At 71.1% G+C, this 21,169-nt stretch carries 21 protein-coding genes and 1 pseudogene; 12 read left to right on the top strand and 10 right to left on the bottom strand.

From position 1 onward, the window contains the following. Positions 1–21: 21 nt before the first annotated feature. The 5 genes from NH342_RS04205 (at position 22) to NH342_RS04185 (ending at position 6,367) form a co-directional block, all read left to right on the top strand. The gene (locus NH342_RS04205; RefSeq protein ID WP_253011645.1) at positions 22–1,557 is read left to right on the top strand and encodes an AMP-binding protein; all 1,536 of its coding nucleotides are present in this window, start codon (positions 22–24) and stop codon (positions 1,555–1,557) included. A gap of 166 nt (positions 1,558–1,723) precedes the next feature. Next, positions 1,724–3,085 carry a C40 family peptidase gene (locus NH342_RS04200; RefSeq protein WP_253011642.1) on the top strand — a complete coding sequence of 454 codons (1,362 nt, stop codon included), beginning with the start codon at positions 1,724–1,726 and terminating at the stop codon, positions 3,083–3,085. Positions 3,086–3,315: 230 nt separating this feature from the next. Continuing rightward, on the top strand, positions 3,316–4,488 hold the full coding sequence (locus NH342_RS04195; protein WP_253011639.1) for a MoxR family ATPase: 1,173 nt from the start codon (positions 3,316–3,318) through the stop codon (positions 4,486–4,488). Then, positions 4,485–5,414, top strand: coding sequence for a DUF58 domain-containing protein (locus NH342_RS04190; protein ID WP_253011636.1), 930 nt, complete (start codon positions 4,485–4,487; stop codon positions 5,412–5,414). The genes NH342_RS04195 and NH342_RS04190 overlap by 4 nt, the downstream gene beginning before the upstream one ends. Further along, entirely contained in the window at positions 5,411–6,367 is a 957-nt protein-coding gene (locus tag NH342_RS04185; protein ID WP_253011633.1) for a VWA domain-containing protein, read from the top strand. Before NH342_RS04190 ends, NH342_RS04185 begins: the two co-directional genes overlap by 4 nt. A gap of 90 nt (positions 6,368–6,457) precedes the next feature. On the opposite strand, the gene NH342_RS04180 is transcribed toward NH342_RS04185, so the two are convergent. Next, positions 6,458–7,432, bottom strand: a complete 975-nt coding sequence (locus NH342_RS04180) for a zinc-binding dehydrogenase (RefSeq protein WP_253011629.1) — start codon at positions 7,430–7,432, stop codon at positions 6,458–6,460. A 163-nt stretch (positions 7,433–7,595) separates the two neighbouring features. Here NH342_RS04180 and NH342_RS04175 point away from each other — a divergent pair, with 163 nt between their 5' ends. After that, positions 7,596–8,639: a DUF4238 domain-containing protein gene (locus NH342_RS04175; RefSeq protein WP_253011627.1), complete on the top strand. Its 1,044-nt coding sequence runs from the start codon at positions 7,596–7,598 to the stop codon at positions 8,637–8,639. Between the two features lie 1,127 nt (positions 8,640–9,766). Next, positions 9,767–10,411, top strand: a complete 645-nt coding sequence (locus NH342_RS04170; protein WP_253011625.1) for a hypothetical protein — start codon at positions 9,767–9,769, stop codon at positions 10,409–10,411. A 207-nt stretch (positions 10,412–10,618) separates the two neighbouring features. Here NH342_RS04170 and NH342_RS04165 read toward each other — a convergent pair whose 3' ends face one another. Beyond that, positions 10,619–10,762, bottom strand: coding sequence for a hypothetical protein (locus NH342_RS04165; protein WP_253011622.1), 144 nt, complete (start codon positions 10,760–10,762; stop codon positions 10,619–10,621). A 367-nt stretch (positions 10,763–11,129) separates the two neighbouring features. Here NH342_RS04165 and NH342_RS04160 point away from each other — a divergent pair, with 367 nt between their 5' ends. Then, positions 11,130–11,873 carry a hypothetical protein gene (locus NH342_RS04160; RefSeq protein ID WP_253011619.1) on the top strand — a complete coding sequence of 248 codons (744 nt, stop codon included), beginning with the start codon at positions 11,130–11,132 and terminating at the stop codon, positions 11,871–11,873. An 803-nt stretch (positions 11,874–12,676) separates the two neighbouring features. On the opposite strand, the gene NH342_RS04155 is transcribed toward NH342_RS04160, so the two are convergent. Continuing rightward, the gene (locus tag NH342_RS04155) at positions 12,677–13,096 is read right to left on the bottom strand and encodes a hypothetical protein (RefSeq protein ID WP_253011615.1); all 420 of its coding nucleotides are present in this window, start codon (positions 13,094–13,096) and stop codon (positions 12,677–12,679) included. A gap of 341 nt (positions 13,097–13,437) precedes the next feature. On the opposite strand from NH342_RS04155, the gene NH342_RS04150 reads away from it, so the two are divergent. Continuing rightward, complete coding sequence (locus NH342_RS04150) at positions 13,438–14,178, top strand: SDR family NAD(P)-dependent oxidoreductase (protein WP_253011612.1); 741 nt, start codon at positions 13,438–13,440, stop codon at positions 14,176–14,178. 277 nt (positions 14,179–14,455) lie between these two features. On the opposite strand, the pseudogene NH342_RS04145 reads toward NH342_RS04150, so the two are convergent. From NH342_RS04145 to NH342_RS04125, 5 genes and pseudogenes are all read right to left on the bottom strand, one after another. Further along, a pseudogene (locus tag NH342_RS04145) lies at positions 14,456–14,701 on the bottom strand (transposase); the annotation flags it as partial. A 172-nt stretch (positions 14,702–14,873) separates the two neighbouring features. Next, positions 14,874–15,029 (bottom strand): Zn-dependent oxidoreductase, encoded by a 156-nt coding sequence (locus NH342_RS04140; RefSeq protein WP_253011609.1) that lies wholly within the window; start codon positions 15,027–15,029, stop codon positions 14,874–14,876. Between the two features lie 33 nt (positions 15,030–15,062). Then, complete coding sequence (locus NH342_RS04135; RefSeq protein WP_253011606.1) at positions 15,063–15,692, bottom strand: TetR/AcrR family transcriptional regulator; 630 nt, start codon at positions 15,690–15,692, stop codon at positions 15,063–15,065. Between the two features lie 48 nt (positions 15,693–15,740). Beyond that, positions 15,741–16,490 carry an SDR family NAD(P)-dependent oxidoreductase gene (locus NH342_RS04130; RefSeq protein ID WP_253011603.1) on the bottom strand — a complete coding sequence of 250 codons (750 nt, stop codon included), beginning with the start codon at positions 16,488–16,490 and terminating at the stop codon, positions 15,741–15,743. A gap of 73 nt (positions 16,491–16,563) precedes the next feature. After that, entirely contained in the window at positions 16,564–17,961 is a 1,398-nt protein-coding gene (locus NH342_RS04125; protein WP_253011600.1) for an MFS transporter, read from the bottom strand. A gap of 62 nt (positions 17,962–18,023) precedes the next feature. Between NH342_RS04125 and NH342_RS04120 the strand changes: the two genes are divergently transcribed. Then, a complete protein-coding gene (locus NH342_RS04120; protein WP_253011597.1) occupies positions 18,024–19,253 on the top strand; it encodes a 3-deoxy-7-phosphoheptulonate synthase in 1,230 nt (409 codons plus the stop codon). 54 nt (positions 19,254–19,307) lie between these two features. Here NH342_RS04120 and NH342_RS04115 read toward each other — a convergent pair whose 3' ends face one another. Continuing rightward, complete coding sequence (locus NH342_RS04115) at positions 19,308–19,601, bottom strand: YiaA/YiaB family inner membrane protein (RefSeq protein WP_253011594.1); 294 nt, start codon at positions 19,599–19,601, stop codon at positions 19,308–19,310. Positions 19,602–19,649: 48 nt separating this feature from the next. Then, a complete protein-coding gene (locus NH342_RS04110; RefSeq protein ID WP_253011592.1) occupies positions 19,650–19,922 on the bottom strand; it encodes a hypothetical protein in 273 nt (90 codons plus the stop codon). Between the two features lie 86 nt (positions 19,923–20,008). On the opposite strand from NH342_RS04110, the gene NH342_RS04105 reads away from it, so the two are divergent. Both NH342_RS04105 and NH342_RS04100 read left to right on the top strand, forming a co-directional pair. Next, the gene (locus NH342_RS04105) at positions 20,009–20,359 is read left to right on the top strand and encodes a hypothetical protein (RefSeq protein ID WP_253011591.1); all 351 of its coding nucleotides are present in this window, start codon (positions 20,009–20,011) and stop codon (positions 20,357–20,359) included. Positions 20,360–20,392: 33 nt separating this feature from the next. Further along, the gene (locus tag NH342_RS04100; protein WP_253011590.1) at positions 20,393–21,118 is read left to right on the top strand and encodes a DinB family protein; all 726 of its coding nucleotides are present in this window, start codon (positions 20,393–20,395) and stop codon (positions 21,116–21,118) included. The last annotated feature ends 51 nt before the right edge of the window (positions 21,119–21,169 follow it).

Raw genomic sequence — 21,169 nt, 5'->3', positions numbered from 1 at the left:
CCCGACCCCCCCGGAGCCGGCATGCGCGTGCCCCTGACCACCCGCGACTTCATCGACCGCGCCGAGCTGGTCTACGGCGACCGCGTCGGCGTCGTCGACGAGCCGACCCAGCCGGCACCGTCGCTGGGCGAGGTCACCTACCGCGAGCTGGCCCGCCGCGGCCGGGCGCTGGCCGCCGGCCTGGACGCCCTGGGGGTCGGCGAGGGCGAGCGGGTGGCCGTGGTCAGCCACAACTCCGCACGCCTGCTCGAGATGCTGCTCTCGGTGCCCTCGCACGGCCGCATCTGCGTGCCGGTGAACTTCCGGCTCTCCGCGGAGGAGGTGCGCTACATCGTCGAGCACTCCGGTGCGTCGGTGCTGATGGTCGACCCCGAGGTCGACCAGGCGCTGTCGGGTGTCTCCGCACCGCACCGGCTCGTGCTGGGCGAGGAGTACGAGCAGCTGCTGGACTTCGACACGGCGCCGCGCGAGTGGTCGCAGCCCGACGAGGACGCCACCGCGACCATCAACTACACCTCGGGGACGACGGCCCGGCCCAAGGGCGTGCAGATCACCCACCGCAACATCTGGATCAACGCCGTCACCTTCGGCATGCACATGCAGCTGTCCGACCGCGACGCCTACCTGCACACCCTGCCGATGTTCCACTGCAACGGCTGGGGTCTGCTCTACGCCGCCGCCGGCCTCGGGGTGAAGCAGGTCGCGCTGCGCAAGGTCGACGGCCCCGAGATCCTGCGCCGGGTCGACCAGCACGGGCTCACCTTCGCCGCGGGTGCGCCCGCGGTCTGGAACGCTGTCCTGGACGCCGCCGCCGACCTCGACGGCCCGGTGCCCGGCCGGGACCGGATGCGCATCGTCGTCGCCGGCGCCCCGCCGCCCTCCCGCACGATCGCCCGGGTCGAGGCCGACCTGGGGTGGGAGTTCAACCAGATCTACGGCCTGACCGAGACCTCGCCGCTGCTCACGGTGAACCGGCCCCGGGCCGAGGACGACCACCTGGACCCGCTGGACCGGGCGAAGAACCTGTCCCGCGCCGGGGTCCCGGCGCTGGGCACCCGGATCCGGGTCAGCGAGTCCGGGGAGGTCCTGGCGCAGGGCAACACCGTGCTGGCCGGCTACTGGGACAACCCGGAGGCCAGCGCCGAGGCCCTGGACGGCGGCTGGTTCCACACCGGTGACGGCGGTTCGGTCGACGAGGGCGGCTACGTCACCATCTCCGACCGCAAGAAGGACGTGATCATCACCGGCGGGGAGAACGTGTCCTCGATCGAGGTGGAGGACGCCGTGTTCAGCCACCCCGCCGTCGCCGAGGTCGCCGTCATCGGCGTCCCCGACGAGAAGTGGGGGGAGATGGTCACCGCCCTGGTGGTGCTGGCCGAGGGCCAGACGGTCACCGAGGCCGAGCTCATCACGCACTGCCGCACCAAGCTGGCCGGCTACAAGCTGCCCAAGCGGGTCGAGTTCCGCGACGCCATCCCGCGCACCGCGACCGGCAAGATCCAGAAGTTCAAGCTCCGGCAGGACTTCTGGAGCGGCCAGGAGCGCCAGGTGCACTGACCCGGGGCGCCTCCCCCCATCGGGTGGAACCGGTCAAGGGCCGGTCCACCTGCGACGACTCCCTCTGCGGCGCCGCTCGACGGCGGCGTCCCGTGGTCGATGAGCGCCCGCGGTCCCGCGGGACGTGCCGCGGGCCGCCGCCGGGCGCAGGGGAGTTGTCACACCGGTGCGCAGCACGAAGTCCAGCAGGGTCCGGAGCCGGGTCGCCGTCCGGGCGGGAGGGGTGCTGCTCGCCGCGGCCCTCGCCGTCGGGATCGCCCCCGGGGCGGCGCAGGCCGCCCCGCAGAACCCCACCGACAGCCAGCTCGCGGGGGCTGCGTCCGCCCGCGACCAGGCCGCCGCCGCCGTCGGCGCGATCACCGCGCAGCTGGCCACCGCGCAGGCCTCCGCGGACGCCGCGCACCAGCAGGCCCTCATCGCGCTGCAGGACTACGAGGAGAAGCAGGCCGCCGCCGCGCAGGCGCAGGCCGACGCCGCGGCCGCGACCGCCGCCGCCGACGCCGCCGACGTCGCCCGCGCCCAGGGCCAGGACGCCGTCGACGACTACGCCCGCACCAGCTACATGGGCGGCAGCACCAACCCCGGGTTCGCCTCGTTGCTGACCTCGGGCAGCCCCAGCGAGTTCGTCGAGCGCTCCGCGCTGCTGGAGGCCGCCGGCACCGGCCGCACCGACGTGCTGGCCGAGCTCACCGGGCTGCAGCAGCAGGCCGAGGCCGCCGAGACCCAGGCCGCCACCGCGCTGACTGCGGCCAACGACCTGCAGGTCCAGGCCGAGCAGCTGCTCACCAGCGCCCAGGCGCAGGAGACCGCCGCCCGCGCCCAGGCCGACACCCTCGCCACGCAGACCACCGAGCTGCAGGCCCAGCTGACCGCGGCCCAGCAGACCCTCTACGGCCTGCAGGGCGCCCGCCAGGTCGCCGAGCAGCAGGCCGCCGCGGCCCGCGCCGCCGCAGCGGCGGTGCCGACCCGCAGCGGCAGCCAGTCCAGCTCCTCCGGCGGCGGCAGCACGACCACCGCGCCCCGGCCGTCCTCCTCCGGTAGCGGGTCCACCCCGGCCCCGGCCCCGGCGCCGGCCCCGGCGCCGGTGGGCGGCAACGCCGGCGCCCCCTCCGGTTCCGCGGTGCAGACCGCCATCGCCGCCGCCCGCTCGCAGATCGGCGTCCTCTACTCCTGGGGCGGCGGCAACGCCAGCGGCCCGACCTACGGCATCTCGCCCGACGAGTCGGTCTACGGCTTCGACTGCTCCGGGCTCATGGAGTACGCCTACGCCCAGGCCGGCATCCGGGTCGGCGGCACCAGCCGCGACCAGTGGTGGCTCAACCGCAACAAGCAGGTCGACGCCGACGACCTGCAGCCCGGCGACCTGATGTTCTGGGGCTCGGGCAGCGCCTACACCTCGATCTACCACGTCGCCATGTACATCGGTGGCGGGCAGATGGTCGAGGCCCCCGACCGCGGGCTGCGCGTGAAGATCAGCTCGGTGCGCTACGGCGGCGACTACTACGGCGCCGTGCGGCCCAGCGCCTGACGCAGGACGGCACGAGGGCCGGTCACCTGGTGGTGACCGGCCCTCGACGTGTGGGCGTCGGGCAGCCACGGGGGGAGCTGCCCGACGCGGTGTCGACCGTACCGCACACCGGGGCAGGTGGGACAGGAGTCCACATCTGTTGTGGATCCACGGGTCACAGCTGCGTGTAGGACACTGGGCAGCGGGGTCGAGTCGGCCCCGGTGCACCAGACCGCCGACCAGGGAGCCCCGTGAGCAGCGCTGCCAGCACGTCCGACCCGTCCCCGCAGCAGCACACCCCGCCGGCCACCGACGCCGCGCTCCTGGAGCGGGTGCAGTTCGAGGTCAAGCGGGTCATCGTCGGCCAGGACCGGCTGGTGGAGCGGATGCTGGTGGGCCTGCTCGCCCGCGGGCACGTGCTGCTGGAGGGTGTGCCCGGCGTGGCCAAGACCCTGGCCGTCGAGACGCTGGCCACCGCCGTCGGCGGCTCCTTCGCCCGCCTGCAGTTCACCCCCGACCTGGTCCCGGCCGACATCATCGGCACGCGGATCTACAAGGCCGGCCAGGACGCCTTCGACATCGAGCTCGGCCCGGTCTTCGCCAACTTCGTGCTGACCGACGAGGTCAACCGCGCCCCGGCGAAGGTGCAGTCGGCGCTGCTGGAGGTCATGGCCGAGCGGCAGGTCTCCATCGGCGGCGTCACCCACCCGCTGCCCGACCCCTTCCTGGTGCTGGCCACGCAGAACCCGATCGAGAGCGAGGGCGTCTACCAGCTGCCCGAGGCCCAGCGGGACCGCTTCCTCATGAAGGTGCTGGTCGACTACCCCAGCCCCGAGGAGGAGCGGGAGATCGTCTACCGCATGGGCGCCCACCCCCCGCAGGCGCAGACCGTGCTGGGCATCGAGGACCTGCGGCGCCTGCAGCGCACCGCGTCCGGGGTGTTCGTCCACCACGCGCTGGTCGACTACGTCGTCCGGCTGGTCGTGGCCACCCGCGCGCCGCGCGAGCACGGCATGGCCGACGTCGCGAACTGGGTGACCTACGGCGCCAGCCCCCGCGCCACGCTGGGCCTGGTGTCGGCCAGCCGCGCCCTGGCGCTGGTGCGCGGGCGGGACTACGTGCTGCCGCAGGACGTCCTGGACATCACCGCCGACGTGCTGCGGCACCGCCTGGTGCTCTCCTACGACGCGCTGGCCGACGGCGTGCCGGCCGACCACGTGGTCAAGCGCATCGTGCAGAGCGTGCCGCTGCCGCAGGTCAGCCCGCGCCAGCGCGCCGGCGGGTTCGGCCCGGCCTCGCCCGGCGGACCGCAGGTCCCGCAGGGCCCCTGGGGCGGCCCGCAGTTCTCCGGCCCGTCGCAGGGTCCGGGCCAGCCGGGTCCGCAGCAGCAGGGTCCCCAGCAGCAGGGTCCGCAGTCGGCGTGACGGCCCCCGACCCCGTCCGCTTCGGCGAGGGCGGTGACGCCGCCGTCCTGCTGCGCCGGCTCGAGCTGACCGTCCGCCGGCGGCTGGACGGGCTGCTGCAGGGCGACCACCTGGGCCTGGTGCCCGGGTCGGGCACCGAGGCGGGGGACTCGCGGCCCTACTACCCGGGGGACGACGTCCGCCGGATGGACTGGTTCGCCACGGCCCGCACGCAGACCCCCTACGTGCGCGAGACCATCGCCGACCGGGAGCTGGAGACCTGGGTCGTGCTGGACCTGTCGGCCTCCCTGGACTTCGGGACGGCGGACTGCGAGAAGCGGGACCTGGCCATCGCCGGGCTCGCCGCCGTCGGCCACCTCACCGTGCGCGACGGCAACCGGCTGGGGGCCGTGGTGACCACCGGCGAGCGGGTGGACCGCTACCCGGCGCTGCCCGGGCGGCTGGCCGCCGACCGGATGCTGCGGGAGGTGGTGCAGACCCCGCGCGCCTCCGGTGGCCGCCGCGGCGACCTGGCGCAGGCGCTGGAGTCACTGCGCCGTCCACCGCGCCGGCGCGGGCTGGTGTGCGTGGTGTCCGACTTCCTCGGCGAGCCCGACTGGGAGCGCCCGCTGCGCGCCCTGGGCCAGCGGCACGAGCTGCTGGCGGTGGAGGTCGTCGACCCCCGCGAGCTGGAGCTGGCCGACGTCGGCCTGCTCACCGTCGTGGACCCCGAGACCGGCCAGACGCTGGAGGTGCCCACGGGCAACGACGAGGTCCGCCGTCGGTTCGCCGAGGGTGCGGCCGCCCAGCGGGAGCAGGTCGCCGCGACGCTGCGCAGGGTGGGCGCGGGCCACCTGCGGCTGCGCACCGACCGCGACTGGGTGGCCGACGTCGTCCGGTTCGTCGCCGACCGCCGCCGCGCCGGTGCCGGAGGTGCCTCCCGATGACGTTCCAGGCCCCCTGGTGGCTGCTGGCCCTGCTCGCCGTCGTGGCGCTGGCCGGGTTCTACGTGCTGCTGCAGCGCCGCCGGCAGAAGTACGCCGCCCGGTTCACCAACGTCGCGCTGCTGGGGTCGCTGGTACCCCGGCGGCCGGGCTGGCGCCGGCACCTGGCCTTCGCCCTCGTGGTGCTCGGGCTCGGCGCGTTCGTCGTGTCGCTGGCGCAGCCCTCGACGGAGGTCCGGGTGCCGCAGGAGCGGGCGACGGTGATGCTGGCGCTGGACGTGTCGCTGTCCATGCAGGCCACCGATGTCGACCCCAGCCGGTTCGCCGCGATGCAGACCGCGGCGAAGGAGTTCGTGGACATCCTGCCGGCCCGGATCAACCTGGGGCTGGTGTCGTTCTCGGGGACGGCGACCACCCTGGTGCCGCCGACGACCGACCGCGAGCAGGTCAGCGTGGCCATCGACAACCTGCAGCTGAACGAGGCCACCGCGATCGGCGACGCGATCCTGACCTCGCTGACCGCGATCCAGAACTTCACCTCCACCCTGCAGGACGCCGGCGAGGCCGCCCCGCCGGCGCGGGTGGTGCTGCTCTCGGACGGCTTCTCCACGGTCGGCGCGGACCCCGAGCAGGCCGTCGAGTCGGCCAACGCGGCCGAGGTGCCGGTCTCCACGATCGCGTTCGGCACCGACTTCGGCACCGTGGAGATCGAGGGCCAGTCCCAGCCGGTGCCGGTCGACCGCGCCACGCTGGAGCAGATCGCCGACGAGACCGGCGGCAGCTACTCCGAGGCGGCGAGCGCGTCGGAGCTGGAGCAGGTCTACGCCGACCTGGGCAGCCAGATCGGGTACACCACCGAGCCGCAGGACATCAGCCCGTGGTTCGTCCGCGGCGGGGTGCTGTTCGCCTTCCTCGGCATCGTGCTGTCCCTGCTGTGGACCAACCGCCTGCTGTAGCCCCCTCAGCGTCGATCAGGGGAGTTGATCGAACTCCGTCCTCCTGCACCAGATCTGGCGCAGGAGGACGGACGTCGGTGCAGGAGGACGTCAGCGAGACGGGTCGAGGACCAGCTTCCCGGTGCTGCGGCGGGACAGCAGGTCCTGGTGGGCCTCGCGGACGGCGGTCATCGGGTACCGGCCGCCGACGACCGGGCGCAGGTCACCGGCCGCGGTGAGGGCGAGCAGGTCGGTCATCGCCTCGTCGAGCATCTCCGGCCGGGCGGTGCAGTGCGCCAGCCAGAACCCGACGACGGCGCGGCTGGTGCCCATCAGCGAGGCGGGCGCGACGGCGGATGCCATCTGCCGGGAGGCCATGCCGTAGGCGGCGATCCGGCCGAAGGGGGCGAGGGCGGAGAACGCGCCGTCGAAGACGTTCCCGCCGGTCATCTCCAGGACGACGTCCACCCGCTTGCCGTCGTTGGCCTCGCGCAGCGCCGCGGTGAAGGCCTTCGGGTCGTCCTCGGCCAGTGCGGGGTCGACGATGGCGTCGGCGCCCAGCTCCTCGGCCAGCGCCCGCTTCTCCGGTGACGACGCGGTCGCGATGACCCGCCCGGCGCCCCACCGCTTGGCCAGCTGGACGGCGAGGGTGCCCACCCCGCCGGCGCCGGCCATGACCACCACGGACTCGCCGGCCGCCAGGTGGGTGGAGGTGCGCAGCAGGTGCCAGGCGGTGGTGCCCTGCAGCACCAGCGACAGGGCCTGCTCGTCGGTGACGCCGTCGGGCAGGGCCCAGGTCGTCCGGGGGTCGGTGACGACGGTGTCGGCGTAGCCGCCGCCCCCGAGCAGCAGGCCCACCCGCCGCTCGTCGGTACCCTCCGCCGTCCCCACGAACTCCGCGCCCGGGATGAGGGGCAGCTGCTGCGGGGCGAGGTAGGAGTCCTCGGTCTGGTGCGTGTCGGCGTAGTTCACCCCCGCGGCGCGCACCCGGTACAGCTGCTGGCCGTCGGCCGGGACGGGATCGGGGAGGTCGACGACGTCGAGGACCTCGGGGCCGCCGAAGCGGGTGATCTGCACAGCGCGCATGCAAAGGAACGCTAGGGGACGACCTCCGCACAGCGGTACACGGCCGAGGTTGGGCTCCAGCTCTGGCCGTGAAGGCGTGGAAGCCGGCCGGCTTGTCGGTAGGGCGGGAGACAATCGGTGCATGGAGGGGAAGGGCCGCCCCGTGGCCAGGCGGCATCACACCGTGCCCCGCTTCTATCTGCGGGGGTTCGCGGAGCAGGAGCGTGTCGTGACGGTGCGGCTGCCCGGCGAGCAGCGCTTCCCTCAGTCCATCAACAACGCCTCGGTTGCCAAGGACTTCTATGCCGTAGCAGGGCACGAGGATGGTGACGACGTCATCGAGAGAGTCCTCTCCGAGGTCGAGGGCGCGACCGGGGAGGTCTTCAAGAGGATTGGCGATGGCACGTGGCCCCTGCCATTGGATGACCGCATGGCCCTCGGGTACTTCGTCGCGTTACAGGCAACTCGCGTGCCAGTACAGCGTCGGACGATGGACCACATCGCCCGACAGATGCTTCGCCTCCAGGTAGGGGCAGGCGGCAAGCCCGGACTCCGTCGGAGACTCGAGCAGCGGGGCGGGGAGGTAACCGACGAGCTCGTCGAAACGCTCTGGCAACAGGCGACCCGTCCGGAGGGGCCGCCGATCGAGCGTCCCAGGGTCGAGCACATCAAGCAAATGATCGAATTTGCAGACGAGCTCCATAAGTACATCGTCGGTCGGCCGTGGACGCTCGTGAAGTTCGACCGGCGCTCGCTGATCACCTCAGATGCGCCGGTGGGGCTGGTTCCGGATCCCCAGGACGAGCCCGGGGCGGGGGTGGGCTACATGACGGCCTGGGGCATCACCTTCCCGGTCACTCGAAAGTTCGGACTACTCATGAGCTCTCCTGAGCCACTGATCGAGCTCAAGATCCCGGTTGAGAAGACGCACGAGGGGGCGGCCGACACGACCCAGCTCGGCACGACGCAACTGGAGAGGTTCTTCAACCAGCAGACGGTCGCGAATGCGAGCGAGTGGCTATACCACCACCCCGAGGATGAAAAATTTGTCCCGGAGCAACTACCGGAGCCAAATCCTGTGACTGTCGCCATGTCCGGCATGGCCCGCGACTTCGACGGCGAGCCTTGGTTCGAGGATCGTCGAGTGATGCGTAGCGACGCGGCGGGCATTGCGGGGCCGGCGGCTGGCGGACTCCCGCCGCTACTCGGCATACAGGATGTCCCGTAATGCGGACCAAGAGTCAACTGGACCGTGCTCGTACCCCCTGCGCATTATGTGGCCAGCGTTTATCGACTCCGGACGGGGAGCACGTCTTGCCGCAGGCGCTACTGCGGTCGCTATTCCCGCCCGAGTCTGGCCCCTTCACGACCACGTGGGGCACGCCCGACACGCCTAGCAGAACAGTCGTGGCCAGAACATTACAGCGAGCGAAGCTGCCGTGTTGTAGGGCATGTAACGACTCATTGAATCGGCGGTTCGAAAATCCTGGCGGGAGTGCCGGCAGGCGACTTCTCAGCGAAGATGATCCGATTCTGTCGGAGGCTGAGCTTGAGAATGCGGCGCTATGGCTCTTGAAGACATGGCTCTTGTTGGTGCATCCAGAAACGACTTCGAATGAGGGGCTGCCCCAGCCGGCTGCTTGGACGAAGGCGCCACCTTAGTTGTGGGCTTGGCTGGTCGACGGGTCGCCCGTCCCGGACGGCTTGACACCGTGGGTGCAAGACGGCATTAATCCAGGAGGCGAGGGTGGAGAGGAGTCCAGGCTCTTCCTCCCGGAGATTACGGCTGACGGCCGCATGGTCGCCTTTCTTGGCTTCTCGCTCGGCTTTGCCAAGCGCTTCGTTTCTCTGATCTATCACCCGGCCTGGCCGATATGGCACCCAGGCGTCACTGTGGGCGTCGTGCTGCAGTTGTGGCCACCCATCGACGGGCGAAAGTTGAATGGACTTAAAAAGGAACCAACGCACGTCATCCGGTTTGTGCACGGGTCGAGGATTGAGTTCGTGGACGGCGTATATGGTCACCTGGTTCTTCCGGCCTTGACTCCTGATGTGCCACCTTACGAACCGGTATCCCCATGGGTGCGAGCTGCGGCTCTCTGATCCGTCGGCTGGACGGTACCGTCATGACGCCCCTTGCTTCCCGCGCATAGTGGGGTCTGACCAAGTCACAAAGCGTGCAGATTCAACATCGAGCGCGAAGGCGTCGTACGCCATGGTGGCCCGGTTCGTGCCGTCGGTCAGGTATTGGCGGGCGTGGGTCAGTGCCTTGGCATTGTCTTCAACGAGGACCCGATCGCAGTGGGCTGATCCGTGTCTCTCCCAGAAGCGCGGGCGCTCTCGTATGGTCGGCGGATGTTGCTGGCCGGAAGCGTGTGCTTGAACGCCGTGCTCGCCCGGCTCGCGGCGCTCCGTCCGGTGTTCCACTCCGAGGCGGACTTCCAGCAGGCGTTCGCCTGGGAGGTCCGAACGCAAGACCCAACCGTGCACGTCCGGTTAGAGACCCGGCCTGCGCCTGGGATGCGGCTCGATCTGCTCCTGACAAGTGAGGACGGAATGCGGCGCAGCGCGGTCGAGCTGAAGTACCTCACGCGCCTCTGGGCCGGCGAATCCGCCGGGGAGCGGTTCGAGCTGAAGGACCAAGGGGCGCAGGACGTCCGAGCGTACGACGTCGTGAAGGACATCTTGCGCGTCGAAAAGTTCGTCGCCGCGATGCCGGGCAGCAACGGCGCGGTGATCTGCGTCGGCAACGACCCGTCCTACTGGAACGCCCCCTTGCACGGCCGTCCCACCAACGCCGACGCGTTCCGCCTCCACGAGGGAGTGGTCCTGCACGGGACCCGGGCGTGGGGCCCGCTGACCGGCTCGGGCACTAGCCGGGGACGGGAAGAGCCCCTGCCACTGGTCGGGACGTACCGGACGGCGTGGTCGGACTACTCGGCTCTGCCTGGCCCACGAGGGGTGTTCAGGACGCTCGTCGTCGAGGTCGCCGGAGGCTGAGCTCTGAGCGCGTCGTTGGCGTCCCTGACGGCGGGCGTGACATCGGCGCCTGGTTGCTCGAGTGATTCGTTCCTACGGACCTCATGTCACCGCGTGAAGGAGCGGTCGCGAGCCGAGATTGACGGTGGAGCTCCCCGCCCGATCCGAGAGTCAAAGCGGTGCGATGACTTCTACCGCGTGCAGTTCGTGTCCGTCGCTCTCGTCGCATCAGCAGTACAGCGCCGGCGCAGCCCAGTCGAGGATGTTGTTGCCGTAGGAGCCCGTTGCTGGGGCGAGCTGGGCGGTGAGCTCGTGCACAAGTGTGTTGGACCGCCAGCTCGACAGCACCACGGCGTCGTAGAACGGGTCCAACTTCAGTTGCCCAGGGCCACCGCACCAGCGACATCTACGTGCCCGAGCCTCCTGGGCCAAATGCTCGTCCGCGCGCCGCCGGAGTTCGACCCGTTCGTTGGGTAGATTGCCGCCATCCGGTTGAGTGGGGGTGGCGGGGATGGATCGTGTGGAGCTTCCTGCATGGGACTCTGACCTGCCGGAAGATGCTCGACCCGAGTCCCTCCTGAGGCAACTGGACGATTGGATTCGCTCGAAGGCCTTGAGCGAACTCGCATCGACGTGGCAAGCCGAGCCACCGAGAGGTGCGGATGCAGCAACGTTGTACCGCTGGTACGCCGACCTATCCGCTGAGCGGTGGGACTTTCGTGGCGGGCAAGAACGCAACATGGCCGCTGCGGCCCACCTATCTTCGTCTCAAGAACAGGCAGCGATAGAAGCGGCGACCGCCCTTGGGTTATCGGGTGGTCGCGCTCCCAAACGCAAGCAGTACGACCACGCGCTTGTCCTAGGGGGACTCATCAGGGCATGCATCACTCGTCCCAGGTACGCCCGGGAGCTGATGGAATCGGGTATCGAACTATCTGATGTGGTGGCGCTTGGCGGCTTCAGGCCCCTCAAAGGTGACGAGATCACCCTTGCGTCGGTTCTTGGTGTGGATGCGAGCAACGAATTCGAGGCGATGGTAGCTGGCGTCAGATTCGCCCTGGGGATCGCGGACGAGCCGAGCGTGGAACGATCGGACTTCGTCGAGCCAGCCAATGATGACTGGGCCGTGGCGACCTTCCCCGGCTATGCAGCCTCGGTGATTGCTGCGCCGTCAAGGTTGCCTGACGTCCGGCGGGCGAACACGGCCGACACCTTCGCGTGGTGGGGTGACAAGCATCCAGACGCGCGCGGCTCACATGTCCTGCTCATCACCTCGCAGATCTATGTCCCGTATCAGGGGGCCGTCGCTATCCAGAACCTCGGCATGCCCTACGGCGTTACTGTTGAGACGGTAGGCGTCTCAACGTCGGCGGCCGACCTGGGACCTCACACACAGGCCTTCTCTGCCGCCAACTACCTCCAGGAGATTCGATCCGCCATCGGCGGACACCTTGCGTTACGCGACCTGCTAGTGGAGTCCTAGGCCTAGGAAGCGATCAAAATGGGAGCGCTTCTCTGGTTGTGGGCGCTAAACTTGGCACTCTTGCTCGCGATTCTGATCCTTGGGCGAAATGTAGTCGGCGCCCGGCGCTATCGACTGCGCAGTCAAAGGCGGAAAGTTCTAGACGCGGCAATGGGCTCCCTGCCGCCGGGAGCGCTCGCGGACGATCTGTTGGCAGCTTGGATACTGTTGCTCGAAAGCGGCAAGAGGGACTGGTCCGAAGTGTCGGCCGGCATGGTGCAGCGAGTCTTCGCGGTGGAGTTGGCCGACGATAACGTTGTCCGTGAAGTACGCCGAGACTTCGACGACGCAGTGAATTCTCACAACAAGCTTTGCGCCCTCATAGATGAGGGGCTCGTGCGCCCGAAGGACATTGCACGGGCCTACCCTGCCCAGCATGAGCGGCTGCTGACGGTTCTCCATCTTCTTGAGCCGTTCATCTGGTACGAATCGATCCTGCGTGGTCGGGGTCGGTGGGGCTTCAGAGTTGCCCAACTGCGTCGCGTCATGGAAGCACTGCGCCCAGTCTCGCCGCGGCGCGCCCTCCTCTCGAAGCACTGCCTAGAGGCCAGCGGCTTAATCCTAATGGCTTTGCCCGAGGTGCGACCCATGACGCGGGCGTGGCGACTGGTGCTGCTCGCCATACGATCGCCCACTATAAGTGTTCGCTCAAAGTTGAAGCAGGCGAGATATAGGGACTCCCTCGCCCACGAACTTTGTGAGCTCGGCGTCGCCATACATCAAACAAGTGATGCGAAGCGAGGAGCTGTCGATTGGTAGAACAGCTAACCGCGCTGCTCCATAATGAGACGGCTTTGGCGATCGTGGCGGCCGCACTCGCTTTCTGCGCCACGGTGCTGGGGCTGGATGGCCCACACTGGGAGCGGAAGTTTGCCGCCGCCTTCGAGGATGGCCAGATCCGGCGCGAGGTCGAGGGCGAGTTCTATGAGAAGCGGCCGGCTGCGAGTCTCTACCGCCTTGTGCCCGCGCTGGCATTGCGTGAGCCAGTTAAGGGTCGCCGGGCTCGGTACGTTGCGCGTGCTGGCCGATTCGTAGCCCTCCCAGAACCCGCAAAAACAGACGCCGTTCAGTTCACACGGGCTTGGGTCGTTAGCGTCGGAGCCTTCGCGGAGGACATCGGTTCGCGGCATCAGGTCGCTCTGCGCCCATTCTTGGCGACGAATCATCTTGCGGTGATACGGCAAGGTGTAGTCATTGTGCCTATCGCAGTCAGCCTAATGGCGGACGGGGCGCTGACGGAAGAGGAGGAGATCAAGCTGGCTTGGGGGCTTGCGTTGATGGAGTTGGCAGTCCGCTACAACTCGGTCACTCGCCAGCAACGAGAAGCTGTCTACTTCTCCGCCCAGGGCCACGAGCCCGCTATTGGCCCAGTTCTGAGAAGCCCAGACGTCCTGCGGCGCCCCTTCTACAACCTTCTTGATAGGGCCTCGGGGCACTATCGACTGCGACGCTGGCGGTATGTCTACTCCCGGATGTGGCTCGACTCGGTCACACGTCAGCTGCGTGCTGTCCGAGAGCATTCGTTATGACCGCTCCGTGGGTGGTCGTGGCCGGTGCAGCCGGAGACATTGGCCAAGCCATTGCGAGGAGGGCCCAAGCCGAGGGCTATTCCGTCTACTCTCTCGACAAGGTCGCGGCGCCGAGGTTCGCAGATCGAGAGCTCGTGGTCGACCTTGCCCGTCTCACCGGCGATAGTATTCGGCAGATCGGCGCTCAGGCCACGGGCCTAGACATACGACATCTGATCGCCGTTGTAGGTGGAGCCTTATCCCAGGAGTTGTTGATGGAGGACCGCGCACGGACCCCCATTGACGTCGCGAGAAAGACCTTTGAGCTGAATGTCCTGTCCATCATAGGTTTGGTTGACGCACTGCTGCCCATCATGCGCCAGACCTCGGGTAGGCGATCGATCACGGCTATCTCGTCGATTAACGCGCTCGGCGGTTATGGCGCGCCCGCATACTCCGCTGCTAAGGCCGCGCTGAACGGGCTCGTGGCATCCCTTGCGGAGTTGCTGGCCACAGAGGACATCCGCGTGAATGCGGTTGCCTTGGGCACGACGCGTACTGCGAACCTCGCCGATCTGATGGCTGCGCAGGGGCGATCGATAGAGTCGCTAGCCGACGTTTCGCGATTTCCGCTTGGCCGACCCTTGACGGCTTCGGAGGCAGGAGATGCTGTCTTCGACCTCGCGACCCGCCTTCACGTGGTCACTGGACAAACAGTGACCGCCGACCTTGGTCAGAGCCTGCGGCGCCCCCGATGATGGGTCGTAGCGCTGGGCGGCACTGCGCACCGTCCAATTAAGAGGCTCTCGTCTGCCTCGGTGACCAGGACCGGATTGTCGAAGGCGCCTGCATCCGCGACGCGACGGAGCACCCGCTGCAGATCCGGTCGCACGGCATCTAGGGAGGTCGTCAGGGCGGACGACCACACAGCCGTCGTCAGACAGGTGCCGCGCACGGCACCGAACCACGGTCTCAACCTCAGGTCCGCCCGAACGGTGGAGCGCGAGGCGGCTGCGGGTCGGGAGGCAATGCGGCTCATCGCAAACGAGGGTGTAGTCCGGTTCTGAATCCGCCAGTCTCCAGCAGGCTGCGGGCGATGTAGTTGGTGAGGTTGCGGAAGCCGAGAGCGGATCCGCGCAGGTGCTCAAGCCGACCGTTGAGCGCTTCGGTGGGGCCGTTGCTGGTCCCGGGTCGGTCGAAGTAGGCGAGCACGTCGGCGGCGCGCTGGTTCAGGGTCCGGCCGAGGCGGCGAAGCTCGGTGAGGGCTGCCGGGACCCCGGAGCCCAGGGCGGTGATTAGGGGCTCATCTGCGATGAGCCGGCAATGCGGCCACGGTCGGATGCCTGCGACCCCTGCCTGGAGTCTCATGTTTCGGCAAGCGGAGACGCGACGTGACGACCGGGCTACCAGCCGCGAGGGCTGCAAGCCGGTCGCCCGGTGGTACCGCGTCAGGTCAGTTGGCCGACGTGGGGTGGTGGGTGTCGGAGTAGTTCACCCCTGAGGCGCGCACCCGGTACAGCTGCTGGCCGTCGGCCGGGACGGGGTCGGGGAGGTCGACGACGTCGAGGACCTCGGGACCGCCGAAGCGGGTGATCTGCACAGCACGCATGCGTCGGACGCTAGGCGACGAGCCCTCCGGCCGTCAGGACCAGTCGCCGTCCCCGGCGCGCAGCTGCTCCTGCCCGCGCTGCGTGAGCGGGATGGCCGCCATGCTGGCCAGGCCGATCTCCAGCAGCGTGGCCCGTGTGGCGCCAGAGCCACCCAGGGTGGACATGCCCTCGATGACCGCGACGAAGAAGGCGCCCAGCGCTGCCGCGTCGGCCCCGGCGTCGACCTCCCCGGCGGCCTGGGCGTCGGCGATGCAGGCCGCGTAGTGGGTCCGCATGGACTCGAAGGCGCCGGCCACGGTGGCGGTCACCTCCTCGTCCCGGCCGGCGAGCTCGACGGCGGCCTTGGTGAACAGCGACGGCGCGGCCTGGGCGCCGCCGTGCTCCACGGCGACCTTCACCAGCTGCGCCCGGATGCGGGTGATCGGGCTGTCCGACCCGTGCCGGACGTCCTCCACGGCGTCCACGGCCTCGGCGGTGTCGGCCAGGAACGCCCGCATAAACAGCTCCTTCTTGCCGCCGAAGGCGTTGTAGAGGCTCTGCCGGGCCAGGCCCGTCGCCTCCAGCAGCGCATCCAGCGAGGTGCCGGCGAAGCCCGTCTCGGCGAAGGCCCGCCGGGCGCGGGCGACGACGTCCGCCTCGTCGAACGTGCGGGGTCGTGCCATGCGGGTCCTCCTGGTTCCGGGGTGCGCCCATCCTGCGGCACGGCTGCCTCAGGCGATCGAGGCGCCGCCGTCGACGAGCAGCTCGCTGCCGGTCATGCCCGAGCTCTGGTCGGAGACCAGGAACAGGACGGCGGCGGCGACCTCCTCGGGGCGCAGCACCCGCCCGAAGGGCATCCCCGCGGCGAACTGCCGGACGAACGCGTCCCCTCCGCCGTCCGGGACGAGGCCCGTGAGGCCGGGCGTCTCGGTCGGTCCGGGGACGACGGTGTTGATCCGCACACCGCGCGGGGCCAGCTCGGCCGCCCAGGTACGGGTCATCGCGGCGATCGCGGCCTTGGACCCGCCGTACAGCCCGAACGAGCGTTCGGTGCCCGACGCCGCGGTGGACCCGGTGACGACGACGGCGGCGCCGGCGACCAGGTGCGGCACCGCACCCTGCACGGTGAGGACGGTCCCGCGCACGTTGGTGGCCAGGGCGGTGTCGACGTCCTCGGGGGTGACCTCGGCCAGCGGCTTGAGCTCCCCGTTGCCGGCGTTGACGTGCACGACGTCCAGCCCGGTGCCGCGCCGGGCGACGACCTCGAACAGCGCCCGCACGTCGGCCGGCACCGAGGCGTCGGCGCGGACGACGGTCACCGCGTCCCCGAGCTCGGCCGCGACGGCGTCGAGCTGGGCCTGCCGCCGTCCGGTGACGACGACGTGGGCGCCCTCGGCGACGAACCGGCGGACGACGGCCAGCCCGATCCCCGACGTCCCGCCGGTCACGAGGGCGGTCTTCCCGGTCAGCACTGCGGTCATGGTGGTCTCCTCCACGGGTTGTTGACTGAACGGTCCCGAACTTACCTTCGTTCGGGACCGACCAGTCAAGAATTCAACGGCCGACCGGGACCTGCCCTCCGCTGCGCACGGGCAGGAGCCAGGCGACGACGGCGGTCACGAGGCACACCGCCGCACCCACGACGGCGATCGCGACGTAGCCCCCGGACCCGGGCTCGGTGGCTCCGCCGGCCGTCGCGGCAGCCAGGACGGTGGCGGCCACCGCGCTACCGACGGCGAACCCCACGTAGCGCAGGACCTGGTTCAGGCTCGTGGCGCTGCCGGTCTCCGACGGCGGCACGGTCGACAGGACCAGGGCCGGGAAGGCCGCGAACGCCGCACCCACCCCGAGGCCGGCCACGCCCATGACGAGGAACACCTGCCAGAGCTCGGCGCGCAGCAGGCCGAACAGGACGAAGGCGCCCGCCTGGACCAGGGCGGCGACCGGCAGGACCACGAAGCGGCCGGCACGGTCGGCCAGCACCCGGGCCAGCCGCCCACCCAGCACGCTGGCGGCCGAGAACGGCAGCAGGGCCAGGCCGGCGACCAGGACGGAGCCGCCGAGACCGGGGCCGCCCGCCCGCGGGGCCTGCACGAGCACGGGCACCGAGACGAGCAGCAGGTAGTTGGAGAACCCGACCAGGAGGGCCGCGGAGTGCGCCGTGGCGGCGACGCGCCCGCGGGCGAGCCGGAGGTCGACCAGGGGCGCGGGCGTGCGCAGCTCCCACCGGCCCCAGCACGCCAGCACCAGGACCGAGCCCGCGGCCAGGCCCCAGGTCAGCGGCGACGTCCAGCCCCAGGCCCGCCCCTGGTCGAGGGCGAGCAGCGCACCGGCAAGCCCCGCGCCGAGCAGCACGGCGCCGACCGCGTCGAGGGGGCGGCCCGACACCACGCGGGAGGGCGGCAGCGCGAGGGCCGCGGCCACCAGGGCCGTGGCGCTCACGGCGGCGCCGGCCCAGAAGGCGGCGTGCACGCCGCCGAGCTCCGCGACCAGCCCGGCGAGCGGGTAGCCCAGCCCCAGACCGGCGACGACGGTGATCGACAGGGCGGCCACCGTGGACCGCTGCCGGTCGCCCTGCAGCGCCTCGCGGGCCGTGGCGATCGCCAGGGGCGTCAGGCCGAGCCCGACGCCCTGCAGCCCGCGACCGGCGACCAGCCACCCCAGGCCCAGCGGCAGGGCCGCCAGCACGCCGCCGAGGGTGACCACGGCGAGGACGGCGAGGACGACCCCCCGCCGTCGTGGGCCGTCGCCGAGGCGGCCGACCACCGGCGTCGCGACCGCCCCGACGAGCAGGGTGACCGTGAGCGCCCACTGCGCGTCGGGCAGCGGCGCCCCCGTCGAGGCCGCAATCGAGGGGATCAGCGGCGCGCCCAGGCTGCTGATGACCGCGACGACCGTGCCCACGAACAGCAGCACCGGCACCAGACCGCGGGACGGGGGAGCGGCGGTCACGGCCCCAGGCTCCCAGGTCGTTGCGCAGGGCAAGCGGCCCGGTCCCGGTAGCCTCGCGGCCCGTGCCCACGCCCGACCAGCTCCTGCCCACCGCGACCCGGATCGCCGACGCGCTGCTGGGGGTGCAGCAGCGGGTCAACGAGCGGGTCGACGCAGCGCACGCCGAGCTGCTGCCCGCCGTCCACGCGCTGCTGGGCATCGCGCCCGGGGCCGCGGTCGACCCCGGCGACCTGGTGGACGCCCGGATCACCGGCGCCAGCGCCGTCGTCACCCCGGCCGCGGTGGCGGCGCTGGTGCCGCTGACCGCGGAGTCCGCGGCGACCACCCGGGCCGGACGGCGGGCGGTCGCGGCGATCGTGCGGGGGGAGGACGACCGGCTCGCCGTCATCGCCGGCCCGTGCTCGATCCACGACCCGGTGGCCGCGCTGGAGTACGCCGCGTTCCTGGCCCGGATGCGGGAGCGGCACGCCGCGGACCTGGAGATCGTGATGCGCACCTACACGGAGAAGCCGCGCACCGAGGTCGACTGGAAGGGCTTCGCCTACGACCCGTTCCTGGACGGGTCCAGCCGGATCGGCGTCGGGCTGGTGGCCACCCGGATGCTGATGGCCGAGATCACCGCCCTCGGCGTCCCGGTCGCCGCCGAGCCGCTGAACGCCCTCACCCCGCAGTACGTCGACGGCCTGGTCACCTACAACGGCGTCGGTGCCCGCAACGTCACCGACCAGACCGCCCGCGAGCGCGTGTCCGGGTTCTCGTCGGTGGTCGGGTTCAAGAACTCGCCCGAGGGCTCGATCGACGTCGCCGTCTCCGCGGTCATCTCCGCGCGGGCGCCGCACGAGTTCCTCGGTGTCGACCGCCACGGGGTCTCCGCACAGCTGGGGACGACGGGCAACGACACCGGCCACGTGATCCTGCGCGGGGACGCCGACGGGCCCAACTACTCGCCGGCGCACGTGGCCGACACCAAGCGCCGCCTGGCCGCGCGCGGGTTGCCCGAGGTGCTGGTGGTGGACGCCTCGCACGGCAACAGCGGCAAGGACCACGTCCGGCAGGTGCAGGTGGTCCGCGACCTGGCCGGGCAGGTCGCCGGTGGGGAGCAGGGCATCCGGGGCGTCATGGTGGAGAGCAACCTGGTGGCCGGCCGGCAGGACCTCGACCGCGCCGACCCGGGCTCGCTGACCTACGGCCAGAGCGTCACCGACGCCTGCGTCGACCTCGCCACCACCGAGGACCTGTTCGCCGAGCTGGCTGCCGCCACCCGCGCCCGCCGCGCATCGAGCGACAGCTGAGCGCGCCCCCTCGGCCGGATCACCGACGGTGAGCTGTCACTCGGCGCGGGTCGGTCAGAGCTGGGGGGTGCGGTAGGGGTCGTGCTCGGCGAGCATCCGCTCCAGCCGGGCCTCGTCGATGCGCGACAGCACCGTCGAGCCCTCCTGCGCGTCGCGGACGACCTTCGCCAGCGTGAACGACGACGTGATCACGAACAGGCCGGTCATGCCGAGGAACAGACGCTGCCAGACGTCCAGCGGCAGGTAGGCGATGCCGACCAGCAGGCCCACCGCGCTGGTCCCGAAGGCGATCGCGGCCTGGGCGAAGAAGGCAGCGGTGTTCTTGTTCTTCATCGGGTTCGTCGTCATGGCAGCGACCCTGCCCGGCGGCTGACCCGGCCGACCGGGTAGGACTGCTCAACCGGCCTGCGCAGACCCCGCCACCGCGCGTGGTGTGCGCAGCACCGGCACCTCCCGGCCGCGCAGCTCACCGGCCCGCACGTGGTCCAGCACCAGGTCCAGCGCAGCCTCGGACAGGCGGGTCACCGAGCCGGTGTCGACGGCGTCCACCGGCACCGGCTCACGGCCGTACCGGGCGTGGAAATCGGCCACCACGGCGGCGTCGACGTCCCCCGCCAGGCACAGCACGCCCCGGCCCGAGGTGTTCACCAGCCGCACCAGACCCGCCACGCGTCGAGTGTGCCCGGTCCGGGGTAGGGGCGCGGGGTGCTCCAGCCGGCGGGCACCCCTGGCCCCACCCCACCCCGGAGGACCCCGTGCCCGCTCTGACCACCCTGACCGGCGCCGCCACCGCCGCCTACTCCGTCGCCGTCGCCGTCCGCCCGGAGCTGCTCCAGCGGCCCGCGGGGATGGCCCGCAACCGCGACGCCCGCACCCTCACCCGGCTGATCGGGGTGCGCGACACCGCCATCGGGCTGGCCATGGTGCTGGCCCCCGCCGGTGCCGCCCGCCGCGCTGCGGTGGGGGCGCGGGTGGCCAGCGACTGGGGCGACGCCGCCGTCCTCGGGGTGGCCCTGCGCGGCCGGGGCACGTGGGCGAAGACGGTCGGGTCCGCGGCACTGTGGGGCGCGGTCTGCCTGGCCGCGCTGCGGTACGACGAGCGGTAGACCGCCGCGGCCGGGCCGCGCCAGGATGGCCGGGTGGACATCGCGGGCGTCGCCGCCGGCACGGACCTGCGTGGCCTGCGGCTGGTCGAGTGCGACCTGCGGGAGGCCCGGCTGGTCGGCTGCGAGGTCGACGACGTCCGCATCGACGCCTTCGCCGGCGACCTCGGCTCGCTGGTCGTCGAGGGGGTGGAGGTCAGCGGCTTCGTGCACGCCGAGCTCGACCGCCGGTTCCCCGAACGGGTCGCCGTCCGCGAGGCCCGGACGGCGGCCGACCTGCGCGCCGCGTGGGACGTCGTCGACCGCCTCTGGCGGGGCACCGTGGCCGAGGTCCCCGTCGAGCTCGTGCACCGGCGGGTGGACGACGAGTGGTCGGTGACCGAGACCCTGCGGCACCTGGTCTTCGCCGCCGACGTCTGGGCCGGCCGGGTGCTCGGCGCCGGTGACGGGTCCTTCTCCCCGCTCGGCCTGCCCACCGGGGACACCGGCCCCGGCACGTTCGCGGAGCTGGGCCTGGACCCCGCGGCCCGCCCGGGCTGGCCCGAGGTCGTCGAGCTGTTCTCCGCCAGCCTGGACCGGGTGACGGCCGTCTTCGCCGCCGCCCGGGACGACGAGCTCGACCGGCCGCGGGTGCTGGTGCCCTACACCGAGCGGGGGGAGCTGGCCACCACGGTCCGACGCGCGTACGAGGTGCTGCTGCGCGAGCACGTCGACCACCGCCGGTACGCCCTGCGCGACCTCGCCGTCCCTACCGGTCAGTAGCCCGCCCGGCCCGGCGCGACCCCCGCCGCCACCGATAGGTTGCTCCCGACG

Origin of the sequence: Klenkia sp. PcliD-1-E (assembly GCF_024124375.1) — a bacterium.
Lineage (GTDB): Bacteria > Actinomycetota > Actinomycetes > Mycobacteriales > Geodermatophilaceae > Klenkia.
Note: the sequence above shows the minus strand (reverse complement) of the source record. Positions and strands in the feature narration are given on the sequence as shown.

What these genes read in the sequence shown, in the direction of transcription:
- NH342_RS04205 (WP_253011645.1), top strand. Translation starts at nt 22, where the DNA reads ATGCGCGTGCCCCTGACCACCCGCGACTTCATCGACCGCGCCGAGCTG.
- NH342_RS04185 (WP_253011633.1), top strand. Translation starts at nt 5,411, where the DNA reads ATGACGTTCCAGGCCCCCTGGTGGCTGCTGGCCCTGCTCGCCGTCGTG.
- NH342_RS04180 (WP_253011629.1), bottom strand. Translation starts at nt 7,432, where the DNA reads ATGCGCGCTGTGCAGATCACCCGCTTCGGCGGCCCCGAGGTCCTCGAC.
- NH342_RS04170 (WP_253011625.1), top strand. Translation starts at nt 9,767, where the DNA reads ATGTTGCTGGCCGGAAGCGTGTGCTTGAACGCCGTGCTCGCCCGGCTC.
- NH342_RS04160 (WP_253011619.1), top strand. Translation starts at nt 11,130, where the DNA reads ATGGCCGCTGCGGCCCACCTATCTTCGTCTCAAGAACAGGCAGCGATA.
- NH342_RS04150 (WP_253011612.1), top strand. Translation starts at nt 13,438, where the DNA reads ATGACCGCTCCGTGGGTGGTCGTGGCCGGTGCAGCCGGAGACATTGGC.
- NH342_RS04140 (WP_253011609.1), bottom strand. Translation starts at nt 15,029, where the DNA reads ATGCGTGCTGTGCAGATCACCCGCTTCGGCGGTCCCGAGGTCCTCGAC.
- NH342_RS04135 (WP_253011606.1), bottom strand. Translation starts at nt 15,692, where the DNA reads ATGGCACGACCCCGCACGTTCGACGAGGCGGACGTCGTCGCCCGCGCC.
- NH342_RS04130 (WP_253011603.1), bottom strand. Translation starts at nt 16,490, where the DNA reads ATGACCGCAGTGCTGACCGGGAAGACCGCCCTCGTGACCGGCGGGACG.
- NH342_RS04115 (WP_253011594.1), bottom strand. Translation starts at nt 19,601, where the DNA reads ATGACGACGAACCCGATGAAGAACAAGAACACCGCTGCCTTCTTCGCC.